At 74.8% G+C, this 12,397-nt stretch carries 10 protein-coding genes; 3 read left to right on the top strand and 7 right to left on the bottom strand.

Annotated features, from left to right (window positions below; genetic code table 11):
• Positions 1–63: 63 nt before the first annotated feature.
• Genes GNZ18_RS21080 through GNZ18_RS21090 form a run of 3 tightly spaced genes read left to right on the top strand, consistent with a single transcriptional unit; the run spans position 64 to position 2,769 of the window.
• Complete coding sequence (locus tag GNZ18_RS21080) at positions 64–693, top strand: HAD family hydrolase (RefSeq protein WP_156218252.1); 630 nt, start codon at positions 64–66, stop codon at positions 691–693.
• On the top strand, positions 690–1,910 hold the full coding sequence (locus GNZ18_RS21085; RefSeq protein ID WP_156218253.1) for an MFS transporter: 1,221 nt from the start codon (positions 690–692) through the stop codon (positions 1,908–1,910). Before GNZ18_RS21080 ends, GNZ18_RS21085 begins: the two co-directional genes overlap by 4 nt.
• Positions 1,911–1,929: 19 nt before the next feature.
• Entirely contained in the window at positions 1,930–2,769 is an 840-nt protein-coding gene (locus GNZ18_RS21090) for a GntR family transcriptional regulator (RefSeq protein ID WP_156218254.1), read from the top strand.
• 18 nt (positions 2,770–2,787) lie between these two features.
• On the opposite strand, the gene GNZ18_RS21095 is transcribed toward GNZ18_RS21090, so the two are convergent.
• The 7 genes from GNZ18_RS21095 to GNZ18_RS21125 form a co-directional block, all read right to left on the bottom strand.
• Entirely contained in the window at positions 2,788–4,860 is a 2,073-nt protein-coding gene (locus GNZ18_RS21095) for a DUF4350 domain-containing protein (RefSeq protein ID WP_156218255.1), read from the bottom strand.
• Positions 4,857–5,885: a zinc-dependent alcohol dehydrogenase gene (locus GNZ18_RS21100; RefSeq protein ID WP_156218256.1), complete on the bottom strand. Its 1,029-nt coding sequence runs from the start codon at positions 5,883–5,885 to the stop codon at positions 4,857–4,859. The genes GNZ18_RS21095 and GNZ18_RS21100 overlap by 4 nt, the downstream gene beginning before the upstream one ends.
• A complete protein-coding gene (locus tag GNZ18_RS21105; RefSeq protein ID WP_216651392.1) occupies positions 5,885–6,835 on the bottom strand; it encodes an inositol monophosphatase family protein in 951 nt (316 codons plus the stop codon). Before GNZ18_RS21105 ends, GNZ18_RS21100 begins: the two co-directional genes overlap by 1 nt.
• Positions 6,832–8,121 (bottom strand): aspartate aminotransferase family protein, encoded by a 1,290-nt coding sequence (locus tag GNZ18_RS21110; protein WP_214617986.1) that lies wholly within the window; start codon positions 8,119–8,121, stop codon positions 6,832–6,834. The genes GNZ18_RS21105 and GNZ18_RS21110 overlap by 4 nt, the downstream gene beginning before the upstream one ends.
• An 88-nt stretch (positions 8,122–8,209) precedes the next feature.
• The gene (locus GNZ18_RS21115) at positions 8,210–9,418 is read right to left on the bottom strand and encodes a DegT/DnrJ/EryC1/StrS aminotransferase family protein (RefSeq protein WP_156218257.1); all 1,209 of its coding nucleotides are present in this window, start codon (positions 9,416–9,418) and stop codon (positions 8,210–8,212) included.
• A gap of 51 nt (positions 9,419–9,469) precedes the next feature.
• Positions 9,470–10,732, bottom strand: coding sequence for a GNAT family N-acetyltransferase (locus tag GNZ18_RS21120; RefSeq protein ID WP_156218258.1), 1,263 nt, complete (start codon positions 10,730–10,732; stop codon positions 9,470–9,472).
• Between the two features lie 91 nt (positions 10,733–10,823).
• Positions 10,824–12,290: a GMC family oxidoreductase gene (locus GNZ18_RS21125; RefSeq protein WP_173390843.1), complete on the bottom strand. Its 1,467-nt coding sequence runs from the start codon at positions 12,288–12,290 to the stop codon at positions 10,824–10,826.
• Positions 12,291–12,397 lie beyond the last annotated feature (107 nt).

Genomic DNA, 12,397 nt, shown 5'->3' on the forward strand with positions numbered 1-12,397 from the left:
TATCTCACGTGATACGTGTTAGTAAGTCAAGCTCTCGATCGTGCGTCGCGACAGAGGAGCCCCATGGACTGGATCGTCTTCGACTACGCGGGCGTGATCAGCCGCCCCCCGCCCGCGGACGCCGGGACCCGGCTCGTCGAGGCCGTCGGCGTCGAGCCCGCGCTCTTCTGGCCCGCCTACTGGCAGAACCGCCGCGCCTACGACCTCGGCGCGGTGGACGCCGCCGCGTACTGGCGGGACGTCCACGACCAGCTCGGGCTGCCCTTCGAGGACGCCTTCCGCGAGCGGTTGGTGGCCCTGGACCTCGGCATCTGGCTCGACCTCGACCCCGGCACGCTGGAGATCGTCGATGGGCTGGCCGCCGGGGGCGCGCGGCTGGCGCTGCTGTCCAACGCGGTGGTGGAGATGGCGCGGCTGATCGAGGGGCAGAGCTGGTCGGGCGTGTTCCGGCACCGGCTGTTCAGCGCCGACCTGCATCTGACCAAGCCCGGCGCGGAGATCTACCACCGGACGTGTGAGGTGCTCGGCGCGCAGCCCGGCGACGTGCTGTTCATCGACGACCGCCAGGAGAACGTGGACGCGGCGCGGGCCGTGGGCATGAAGGCGCTCCTGTTCACCGGCGCCGCCCGCCTCCGCGCGGACCTGGAGGCCCTCCTTCCCGGCGCGCTCGGACGATCGGCGACGGTCCGATGAGCGCGGCGGCGTCCGTCCCCGCCGGAACGGGCACGGCGACGGGCTTCACCCGGGCGGCCGCGGTGGGCATGTGCGTGTCGTTCGTGGCGATCGGCGCGCTCCAGGCCATGTACGGCCCGGCGGTCCCGGCCATCAGGGACCGGTTCGACATCTCCTCGGGCGCGGTCGGGCTCGCGCTGTCGGTGCACTTCGTCGGCGCGCTGGCGGGCGTGCTGTTCACGCCGAGGCTGCGCCAGGTCGGCAACCGGATGTTCCTGGTGATCGCGCTGGCGACGATGACCGCGGGCTGCCTCGGCTTCGCGGCGGCGCCGGTGTGGCCCGCCGCGCTGGCGGCGGCGTTCGTCGCCGGGGTCGGCTTCGGGTGGATCGACGTCGGCGTGAACGAGTTGTTCATCGAGTACTACCGGTCGAGCGGCACCGGGATGCTGAACCTGCTGCACGGCAACTTCGGCGTCGGCGCCGTCCTGGCTCCCCTGCTGGTCGGGGCGCTGCCCGGCCGGTTCTACATGTGGGCGTTCGTGGTGTGCGCGGTGCTGTCGCTCGCCGTCCTGGCCTCGGTGCGGGGGGTGCACGGCACGCCCCCGCGCGGCACGCGCGAGGACGTGCGCTGGTCGGCGGTGGGCCGCCTCACCGGCCTGTTCATGATCTTCTTCGTGCTGCACGTGGGGGTCGAGTCGGGCGTCGGCGGCTGGGAGACCACGCACCTGGAGAGCCTCGACTGGGGCGACCGGTCGGCCGCGATGGCGACGTCCACGTTCTGGCTCGCGATGACCGGCGTCCGGTTCGCGATCAGCCCGGTCGCGCGGCACTTCAGCGCGCAGCGGATCCTGCTGGCGAGCCTCGTGGTGATGGTGGCCGGGCTGCTGCTGGCCCACTGGGGCCCGGTGGCGGCGGCCGGGTACTTCGTCACCGGCCTCGGCGTCGGGCCGCTGTTCCCGACCGGCCTGGTCTGGCTGACCGAGAAGCTGCCGGGCATCCGCGGCGTCACGTCCTACGTCATCGCGGTGTCGATGCTGGGCGGGGTGCTGCCGAGCCTGGTGGGCGGCTCGGCCGGACGGTGGGGCGCCGACGTGATCCCCACCGCGCTCGCCGTGCTCGCCGTCGGCAGCCTGCTGGTGGCGCTCGCCATCAGGGCGCTGCCCGCGCTGCGCCCCGAGCGGCAGGAGCCCGCGCCGGGGCACGCGGCCGACGCCGCCCAGGGAACCGGCCCCGGATGAGGCTGGACCGGACACGACCATGCGCATCGCGACGATCGATCCGACGGGCCCGCTGCCCAAGTACATGCAGCTCCGCTCGATCCTCATCCAGGTGATCGAGGACGGCGGGCTCGCCGCGGGCGCCCCGCTGCCCTCCGAGCGGGAGCTGTGCCGCACCTACCGGCTGTCGCGGATGACCGTGCGGCAGACACTGGAGCTGCTGGTGGCCGAGGGGCGGCTGCGGCGCCGCCCCGGCAAGGGCACGTTCGTGGCGTCCTCCCCCGAGCGGACGCCGGAGCCGGCCCCCGCGCGCCCGCTCTGCCTCGCCGACGGGCTGCGGACCAGCGGGCTGCGGCTGGGCTTCGCCGACCTCGGCGAGCGGACGGTGGACGCGGGCGCCCGGCTCGCGCACGCGCTCGCGACCGAGCCGGGGACCGCCGTCCACCTGCTGACCCGGCTCGTGCTCGCCGACGGCGAGCCGGTCGCGGTCGAGCGGAGCTGCGTGCTCGCCGCGCTGGTGCCCGGCCTGGCCACCCGCGGCCGCGCCGAGTCGCCGCTGCCGCGACTGCTGGCGGGGGCGTTCGGGCTGGTGTTCGACCCGGCCGAGCAGACGATCGGCGCGGTGCCCGCCGGGGCCGCCGACGCGCGGCGGCTGCGGATCCGGTCCGGGAGCCCGGCGCTGCTGCTGCGCGAGCGCGGGACGCGCCAGGGCGTGCGGGGCGCCGTGACCACGATGCTGGTCCGGGCGGACCGCTTCTGCGTGCGGCCGGCCCGGCGGCCGGGCGAGCCGGTCGTCCTCGTCCCCGGGGTCGAGCCGCTCCCGCCCGAGATCGAGACGGAGGGGCCGGTGGACGGCGCGGCGGTCACCTGGGGTTGGTGACCGCCGCGGGTCCCGGGGTCACTCGCCCCGCAGCTCCCAGCCGGACGGGGTGCGCCGCCCGGCGCCGTGGTCGCCGATCTTCAGCTCGGGTTCGCCCGCGCCGGGCGTGAGGAGCGTCGGCTCCCCGTGCTCGGCGGCGCCCGCGTGCACGAGGAAGCTCCGCAGCTCCCCTGCCTCGGCCACGAGCACGGCGGCGCCGCGCGCGGCCAGCCGCACCGTGACGCCCGCGCCGAGGACGTCGCCGACCTCCCGCGCCGTGTCGCACCGGCTGAACAGGTAGACGACGTCGGCGCCCGAGTCCGCGTCACGCCTGCGCAGGACGAGCACGCCGCCGCCCTCGACCACGGGCTCCGCCGCGTCCAGGGAACGCAGGGCGGCCAGCACCGCACCGGCCGAGGTGTCCAGGTCGCCCGAGGCGGGAACGGCGCGCGTGCCGCCGGGCGCGGCGGACAGCGCCTCGCCCAGCAGGCCGCAGGGCACGCCGCTCTCGTCCCGCTCCGGGACGGGACCGACGACGACGCAGCGCCGCCCGCCGCGCACCAGCTCGGCGAGGTTCCGCTGCACCGCCCGGCTCATCGCGCGGCCGCCGACGACCAGCAGGGGGCCGGTGCCGCCGGGGGCGGCGTCCGCCAAGTCCGCCAAGTCCGCCACGTCCGCCACGTCCACCTCGACGCCGCGCTCCAGCATCCAGCGCACCGACGCCGCGACCGCCGCGCTCGCCGGGGCGGCGTCCGGCCCGCCGGGCCAGGCCGTCTCGACGACGGCCTCCGCGTCCACGACCAGCCGCGCGCCCGGCCCCGGGCGGGACCGCCGCAGCGCCCCGCCGGCCCACGCCGAGAAGGTGTCGAGCAGGCGCAGCGCCGAGGCGTTGGGGTTCAGCGCGCCCGACTCGTCGAGCGGCGCCCCCGGGCAGTAGGGCGGGGCGTAGAGGGCGACGTTCTCGCCCTCGGCCCGCAGGGCCTCCTCGTCCGGGGCGATCTCGGGGCCCCAGTGGCGGGTGGTGCAGGCCGTGTAGACGCTGACGACGCTGGACCCGAACGCCAGCCCGAGCATCGCGTTGTACAGCGGCACGCCGGGCGTCGCGTAGGACGCGTCGGTCCAGGTGAAGCCCCAGTTGTCCTCCAGCGTGTCGGTCCGGTGCAGCCGCATGCCGAGCCACAGCGAGGCCAGCGCCCCGTCGCAGGACGAGGGGTTGCCCGTCCAGCTCGTGCTGGTGGCGCCGACCCCGTCCGGCAGGGCGTGGACGGAGCGGGCCACCCACGCCTCCGGCTCCCGGAGCGGCCCCACCGCGCCGGGCAGCGGCAGGTTCAGCACGATGGGGACCGACGTCCCGAGCGCGTCGCGGTAGCCCTCCAGGACGCCGCGCACGCCCACCCCGCTCCACCGCGCCCACCGCTCGCGCAGGGACGGGTCGGTCGCGATGCCCGAACCGGTGAGGACGTCCGGGGAGGCGGGCTCGGCGGCCCAGGCGGCGTGGCGCCGCAGCGCCGCCTCGGAGAAGTCCTCGCCGTCCATCGGCCTGTTGATCTCGCCGTAGACCCCCTCGTTCCCGATCTGGAGGGCGGCGACGGGGCCGTCCGGCGCGGCGTGCGGCTCGACGACCCGCTCCCTGACCACGCGCAGCCATCCGGCCGCCTCGCGGGCGAACGCGTCGCCGTAGCCGGACGGGATCGGCAGGCGTTCCTCGGTGAGCGCCCGTCCGTCCGCCGTCCTGCGCGCGGGCAGCACGGTGACGCGGTCGGGCAGGCCGCCCAGCCGCACCTCGCCGTGGACGTAGGGGCCCGGCTTCAGCATCACCAGCAGCCCCTCCCGCGCGGCCAGCCGGATGAACCCGACCAGGTCGCGCTGCGGATGGCTCTCCCCATGGAAGTCGTACAGGAAGCCGCCGTCCGGGTCGTCCGGGTCGGGTCCGAGCTCGTGCAGCCGCCACGGCACGTACGCGGTGACGACGTCCGCGCCGAGGCTCCGCAGGGCGCGGAGGTTGCCGCCCCACGCCTCGGGCAGCGCGCGGTAGTAGGGGTACTCGGCCAGGATCGGGACGCGGCCGTCCGGGACCGGGAGCAGGTCGGCGAGGGGCGGGAGGGTGCTCACGCGGCCGCCTCCGCGCTCTGGATGACGACCTTGAGCGCGCTGTAGCCGGTGCCGCCCGCGGCCGCCAGCACCGCGAACGCGTCCTCGTGCCGCTCCAGCGGGAACCGGTGCGTGATCAGCCGCTCCAGCGGCAGGCCCGCCGCCATCTCGACGGCGCGCGGGAAGTGCGGGCCCCGGTAGTCGCCCGCGCCGACGATGCGGAGCTGCCGCTGGAGGATCTCCAGCGGACGGACGGTGGTCTCGGCCCTGCTGTCGTAGCCCATCGCCACCACGGTCCCGGTGTCGTCGGCCAGGTCGAGCGCGGTGCCGAGCTGGTTCCCGACGGTGTCGATGACGGTGGGGGCGCGGTCGGGGCGCTCGTCCGGGCCCGCGCCCACGACCGTGACGCCGGACGCGAAGAACCCGGTGAGCAGCTCGCTCGCCTGGCCGCGCCGGAAGTCGTCGCGCTCGATGAGCGTCACGCCGCTGCCGAGGTGCCGCGCGGCGACCGCGCAGACGAGGCCGACGGGCCCGGCGCCGACGACCGTGACCTGCCCGCCCGGGTCGAGGTCCGCCGCGTCCAGGTTGTTCAGCACGCACGCGAGCGGCTCGGTCAGCACGGCGCGGTCGTAGGAGACGCCGTCGGGGATCAGGTGCAGGAACCGGTCCTCCAGCACGATGTGGTCGGCGTAGGATCCGTCGCGGTCGATGCCGACCTCGTTGCCGGTCTTGTCGTGGCAGAAGTTCGTCTGCCCGCGCAGGCACCGCTCGCAGCGCCCGCAGTACAGCGTGGGGTTGACGATGACGCGGTCGCCGGGGGCGAGCGCGGTCACCTCGGGGCCGGTCTCGACGACCTCGCCCACCGCCTCGTGCCCCATGACGACACCGGGCTCGGCGGCGAACTTGCCGACCAGCACGCTGCGGTCGGTGCCGCAGACGCCGGTCTGGTGGACGCGGACGAGCACGTCCCGCGCCTCCTTCACCCGGGGGCGCTCGCGCTCGACCAGGGCGAGCCGCCGGTCGCCGGTCAGTGTCAGGGCCCGCATCACACGCCACCTTCCTTCGTGTCGCCGGGGGCGTCCAGGTCCCAGGCGACGGCTTCCAGGATCCGCTTGTGCAGGACGGGGTTCGAGGCCGCGACGCACGACCGCTGGTTGCGCGGCGACAGGTCGAACAGCAGCGTGTCGGCGAGGGAGCGGCCGTAGCCGTCGGTGATGACGACCCCCGCGCGCTCGGCCAGCAGGACCGCAGCGGCGATGTCGTAGGGGAACAGGTGCAGGATCCCGCCCCGGCCCGCCTTGCGGAACGCGGCCTCGGTGGCGGGGTGGTCGTGCAGCACCCGGTTGCCGATATCGACGTAGGCGTCGAGCTGCCCGGTGATGATCCGGGAGATGGAGAACGTGGAGCTGTTGAAGACGAACACCCCGCCGGTGTTGGCCGAGGCGTCCACGATGTGGGAGTAGGCGCGGGTCATCAGGTCCATCGGGTGCCCGTTGAACTCGATCGACCAGAACATGGTGGCGAGTTCCTCGTTGCGGCTGAGGTTCGGCAGGCCGCGCGGGTACCCCTCGCCGGAGACGCCGTCCTCGCCGGGCCCGGTGTACATCCAGTGGCCGCTCTTCAGCTCCAGCAGCAGCGCGTGGTCGACGTCGCCGAGGACGGGGCGCTCCCCCATCGGCGCGGCGGCCACCGACACGGTCGCCAGCTCCAGATCGGCCGACGCCGGGCGCGTGCCGTCGATCGGGTCCACCACGAGGACGTAGCGGGGGTCGGGGCCGGTCGCCTGGAGCCCCCGGTCCTCGGTGTAGACGGCGACGGGCTCGGTGGCGTTGGCCTGGAGGTAGTCCCAGACGACGCGCTCGGCGACCTCGTCGATGTCGAACTGGGCGTCGCCGCCCGGGGAGTCGCCGAGCACCCGTCTGACCTGCCCGACCTTGCGTCCCGCGTCCAGTTCGGCGCGGATGGCGCGGGCCATCCCGAGCATCAGGTCCTTCACGTCAGCTCCTTCTGGAACATGTCCTCAAGCCGGTCGCAGATCAGGTCGGCCTCGTCCATCGTCAGGGTCAGCGGCGGGCGGATCTTGAGCACGTTGCCGAAGCCGTAGCGGGAGGTGCGCAGGATCAGGCCGTGGTTCATCGCCACGCCCGCGAGGTGGTTGGTCAGCGCGACGTCCGGCTCGCCCGCCGCCGTCTCCAGCTCGAAGCCGATCATCAGCCCGACCCCGCGGACGTCGCCCACCTGCGGGAACCGCGTGCGCAGGTCGTTCAGCCGCTGCATGATGCGGTCGCCGACCGCGCGGACGTTCGCGAGGAACGCGGGCTGGCCGACGATGTCGAGCGTGACGTTCGCGGCGGCGGCCGCGAGCAGGTTCGCGCCGTAGGTGAAGGAGTGGTGGTGGCCGGGGAGCCCGGCCAGCCGCTCGCTCGTGAGGATCGCGGCGACCTGCGCGCCCGACCCGCCGAGGCCCTTGGCCAGCGTGATCGCGTCCGGCTCGACGCCGAAGTGCTCGGCGGCGAACATCCGGCCGGTGCGGCCCACCCCGGTCTGGATCTCGTCGAAGATCAGCATGATGCCGTGCTCGTCGCAGAACGCGCGCAGCGCTTCGAAGTACCCGTCGGGCGGGACGATGTTGCCGCCGTTGCCCGAGATCGGCTCGATCACGACGGCGGCGACGCGTCCGGTGCTGGCGAACTCGACGAAGTCCTCGATCCGCTCGACGCACAGCAGGCCGCAGGTCTCCCGACGCTGCTTGTAGAAGCAGCGGTGGCAGTACGGGTCGGGGACGTGGACGCCGCCCGGGTAGATGATGGGGAACGGCTCCTTGCGGAACGCGTTGCCCGACAGCGACGCCATCATCATCGACTGGCCGAGGTGGCTGCGGAACATCGTGATGACGTCGCGCTTGCCGGTGGCGACCTGCGCCATCTTGATGGCGCCCTCGTTGGCCTCCGACCCGCCCGACACCTTCAGGTGCACCTTGGTGAGGTTCTTCGGCGACACCGCCACCAGCCGGCCCACCAGCTCGTTGATCGGCTCCGACTGAAAACTGGAGGTGAGGTGGATGAGCCGGTCGGCCTGGTCCTTGATGGCCTGGATCACCGCCGGGTGGCCGTAGCCCAGGCTGAGGTTGAAGGTGGCGGCGGCGCAGTCGATGTAGGAGCGTCCCTCGGAGTCGTAGAGGAAGACGCCCTCGCCGCGCAGCATCCGCGTGTCGGCGACGGAGTAGTAGATGTGGTCCTTGATGGCCTGACTGACGTCGGGCTCGGTCACGACCGAGGTCATTGTGTGTTCATCCCTCTATGGTTGGCGAAACGCGCCACAGTGCGGGGTGGACGGTGTTTCCAGGGCGCCGGCGTTGTCGCGGGGTCGGTCAGCCGAGCACTTCGGCCGCGGCGGCGTTGAACTCCGCGGCGACGCGCTCGACGTCCTCCGGTGTGCTGAAGGGGCCCACGCCGTTCCCCGCGCCGAGGTAGCTGTCGGAGACGCCGGTGGAGAGCGCCACCGACCGCGCGAGCACGTCGTCGGTGCGCGGCAGCGCCCCCTTGGCGTAGTCGCGGCCGTCGCCGAGCGTGCCGGACGCGCGGAACGGGAACGGGCCGGGTTCGCCGCGTCCGAACGCGGCGAGGGCGGGCAGGCCGCCATAGTAGTGCTTGGGCGAGTCGATCAGCGGCTTGCAGCGGACCCGCTTGGCGACGGCGGCGGCGGACTCGGCGGAGTCGAACACGAACACGGCGAGCGTCCCGCACTCCCCCTCGGGGTCGTGCAGGAGGCGGCGGCGCATCCCGGGGCGCTCGGGGATCCGCGCCAGCAGGTCCCGCTTGACCGCGCGGGTCCGCTCCAGGACGGCGTCGAGCTTGCCGAGCTGGGCGAGCGCGACGGCCGCGTTCAGGTCGCTCAGCCGCAGGTTGAGCCCGAAGACCGGTTCGCCCTCGCCGGTCTCCTGGCGGTGCGGGAACCAGCCCTGGTCGTGGAAGGAGTGCGCCCGCTGGAACAGGCGCGGGTCGCGGGTCAGCAGGAACCCGCCGTCCAGGCCGGTGACGACCTTGAACGGGTTGAGCGAGAACGCGCCGGCGGCGCCGAGCGTGCCGAGCGGCTCGCCGCGGTAGGTGCCGCCGGTCGCCTGCGCGGTGTCCTCCAGCAGCGCGAGGCCGTGCTCGTCGGCGATCGCCCGCAGCGCGGTCATGTCGCTGGGCGCCCCGAGCATGTGCACCGGCATGATCGCGCGGGTGCGGGGGGTGATCCGCTCCCGCACGTCCGCCGGGTCGAGCGTGAGCGACTCGTCGATCTCGGCGAGCACCGGCGTGGCGCCGCCGCAGATGACCGCCCCGATGGAGGCGACGAACATGTAGCCGGGCACGATCACCTCGTCGCCGGGGCCGACACCGAGCCCGGCGAGGGCGACCAGCAGGGCGGAGGTCCCGCTGTTGACGGGGACGCAGTGCGGGACGCCGAACCGGGCCGCCGCCGCGTCCTCGAACCGCCGCACCATCGAGGTGGAGCCGGGGTTGTCGAAGTCGAGCCGGTGCTCGTGCCAGTGGGCGAGCACCTCCAGCACGTTGTCACGTTCCGCGTCGTCCATGAATGCGAAGCCAGGGCCAGGCACAGTCTCTCCTGAGGGTCGGAAGGAGGGTCAGAAGATCGTGGGGCAGTACGGCGCGGGGTCGTGCCGGAACGCCGCCGCGGCGGCGCCGAGGGCACCCGCGCGGCGCTCGGTGACCGCGCCGGCCGAGGCGAGCTGCCGCAGCGAGACGCCGCCGAGGTAGGCCGAGCCCAGCGCGCGGACGGAGACCGCCAGGTCGGCGGGGCCGTCGGTGGCGCGGCACTCGGCGCCGTCCGGGCCGCCGCTCAGCCGCCAGCGGCCCCGGTTCCACGGGCACAGCGGGTCCTCGACCTCCAGCACCAGGTCGACGTCGCGGGCGTAGGCGCGGGAGGCCAGCGCCCGGTCCACGTCCACGAGCCTGACGTGGAGCTGGTCGCGGACGGTCGGGACGGCCCTGCGGAAGTCGGCGAGCATCGCCAGCACGGGGTCGTCCACGGGCCTCGGCTCGGCGGTGACGGTCGCGGTGAGGTCGAGGTCGAGCAGCACCGCCCACAGCTCCGCGTACGCGGCGTCGTCGACGGCGTAGATCTCCTTGACGACGACGATGTTGCGGGGCGAGGAGTCCTCCCAGTGGGACAGGACGGTGTAGAGCGCATACCCGCGCGTCCCGGCGCCGTCCTCCGCGACGAGCGCCTGCAGCGGCGCCGCGCCGCCGCGGGCCCCGGGCGGGTCCATCAGCGCGCGGCGCGTCCAGGTCTCGTCGCGGCGCAGCATCCCGGGACGGCCCGCCACGTTCGCGTCGTAGCAGGGCGCCACCAGGCCGGTGATCAGCGCGGGCTCGGTCGCGCGCACCCGCAGCGCCGGGTCGCGGGGGCGGTCCGGCAGCAGGGCCCGCGCGCCGCGGGGGATCGTGAGCCGCGCGACCTGGCTGGCCATGCCGTACCCGAACCTGCCGTAGATCCCCGCCTCGGTCGAGTTCAGCGCGGCGACCGGCTCGGCGCCGGTCTCGTGGAGGGTCTCCAGCTGGTGGCGGAGCATGCGGCGCATGAGGCCGCGGCGCCGGTGGTCGGGCATGACGCTGACGTAGCCGACGCCCGCGACCGGGCGGGGCCCGCCCGGGACGGTCATCTCCAGCGAGTAGACGGTCGCGGTCGCGCAGACCCGCCCGCCGTGCCGGACGACCACCGCCCGGTCGAACTCGAAGATCTCCCGGTTCATCGCCTCGACCTCCGGCGGGTCGGGGAACCCGCCGTAGGCGCGGTGGATCGCGGCGGCCAGCTCGTCGAAGTCCGCCGGGTCCGGAGTGGCCAGCTCGTACAGGCCGGCCTCGGAACGTTCGTTGACCATGGTCATCGCGGCTCCCCCTCGTAGGTTCTCGGCTCAGGCCGGCGGAAGGACCGGCTCAGGAAGGCGTGCGGCTCGGCGCCGGACGCGGGCGCCCGGGTCAGCGGCCGTCCGCGCCGAGCACGAGGCCCGCCGCGTGCTCGGCGACGGCGTAGACCGTCGCCTGCGGGCCGCCGGTCGTGATCTCCGGCAGCACCGACGCGTCGGCGACCCGGACGTTCTCCAGCCCCCGCACCCGCAGGTCCGGCGCCACGACCGCCTCGTCGTCGGTGCCCATGCGGCAGGTCCCGACGAGGTGGAACTGCGTTCCGGCGGTGTCGCGCACGTGGTCGGCGGCGACCGCGCGCCCCGCCTTGAGCACCTCGGGCGGCGGGCCGTCCCAGAGGGCGCGCAGCGCCGGGCCGCCCGCGAGGTCGCCGATGACCGACAGCGCCTCGACCAGGTCGTCGCGGTCCGACCGGGCGGTCAGGTAGCCCGGGTCGGGCAGCGGACGGCCATCCGCGCCGAAGCCGAGCCGTCCCCGGCTCGCGGGCCGGGTGAGGCCCACCGCCAGCGAGAACGTGCGCCCGGCCGGGTCGGTGCTGGGGCCGAGCCAGAAGTGGAACCGGGTGCCCGCGCCGTCGCCGGTGAACAGCCCCGCCTCCCCGAGCCCCGACCGGGACGCGGACGGGTCGGGCTCCGCCGCCGTGAACGTGACCGACACCGCGATGTGGTCGTGGAGGTTCTCCCCCACCCCGGGCAGGTCCACCCGCGGCGACACCCCGAGGCCGCGCAACGCCGCGGCGGGACCGACGCCCGAGGCGCACAGGAGGTGCGGGCTGCCGACGGCGCCGGCGGCGAGCAGCACCTCGCCGGTGACCAGCGCGGTCTCGGCCGCGCCGTCCCTGGTGTACTCCACGGCGGTCGCGCGCCCGCCGTCGATGACCAGCCTGCGGACCTCGGCGCCGGTCAGCACGGTCAGGCCGGGCCGTCCGCGCGCGGGGGCGAGGTAGCCGTCGCGCGCGCTGCGGCGGCGGCCCGCCCGGCGGCTGACGGTGTAGTAGCCGGTGCCGGACGTCCCGTCCCGGTTGAAGTCGCCGGTCAGCGGGTGGCCCGCCTCCAGCGCCGCCTGGAGGAACGCGCGGCTCCACGGGTGCTCGCCGGTCAGCTTCGTCACGTCCAGGCCCGTGCCGGTGCCGTCGCGGTGCTCGGCGCGGGTGAAGGCGGGGCGCAGCTCGTCCGCCGACCAGCCGGGGACGTCCCACCGGTCGAGGTCGCTCCGGTCCGCGCGCAACCAGACCATCGCGTTCATCGCGGTGCTGCCGCCGAGCGCGCGACCCCGGGGCACCGGAATTTCGCGGCCCCCCAACCCGGGTTGCGGTGGGGACCGGAAAGCCCAGTCGAGTTCCGTCCCCTGGAGGCCGGCCCACCGGTCGGGGTCGGCGACGCGGGGGTCGGACGCGGCGCCCGGCCCGGCCTCCAGCAGCAGGACGCTCGCGCCCTCCCGCGCGCTGAGACGGCCCGCGAGCACGCAGCCCGCCGCGCCCCCTCCCACGATGACGAAGTCGAACGCTCGTGCAGTGCCCACGGCCCGTCCCCCCGGCGCATTCGTCTGTGATGTCCGCGATCGAGCCTCCACCACGGCGTCCGGACAGGCATCTGACAACCGGCCAGGCCCGGCTGTCAGTGAACGGT

The organism is Actinomadura litoris, assembly GCF_009733595.1.
GTDB classification, from domain to species: domain Bacteria; phylum Actinomycetota; class Actinomycetes; order Streptosporangiales; family Streptosporangiaceae; genus Spirillospora; species Spirillospora litoris.

Bases quoted from the DNA above. Each gene is read 5' to 3' on its own strand.
- GNZ18_RS21090 (WP_156218254.1), top strand. From the start codon at position 1,930: ATGCGCATCGCGACGATCGATCCGACGGGCCCGCTGCCCAAGTACATG.
- GNZ18_RS21085 (WP_156218253.1), top strand. From the start codon at position 690: ATGAGCGCGGCGGCGTCCGTCCCCGCCGGAACGGGCACGGCGACGGGC.
- GNZ18_RS21115 (WP_156218257.1), bottom strand. From the start codon at position 9,418: ATGGACGACGCGGAACGTGACAACGTGCTGGAGGTGCTCGCCCACTGG.
- GNZ18_RS21120 (WP_156218258.1), bottom strand. From the start codon at position 10,732: ATGACCATGGTCAACGAACGTTCCGAGGCCGGCCTGTACGAGCTGGCC.
- GNZ18_RS21110 (WP_214617986.1), bottom strand. From the start codon at position 8,121: ATGACCTCGGTCGTGACCGAGCCCGACGTCAGTCAGGCCATCAAGGAC.
- GNZ18_RS21100 (WP_156218256.1), bottom strand. From the start codon at position 5,885: ATGCGGGCCCTGACACTGACCGGCGACCGGCGGCTCGCCCTGGTCGAG.
- GNZ18_RS21080 (WP_156218252.1), top strand. From the start codon at position 64: ATGGACTGGATCGTCTTCGACTACGCGGGCGTGATCAGCCGCCCCCCG.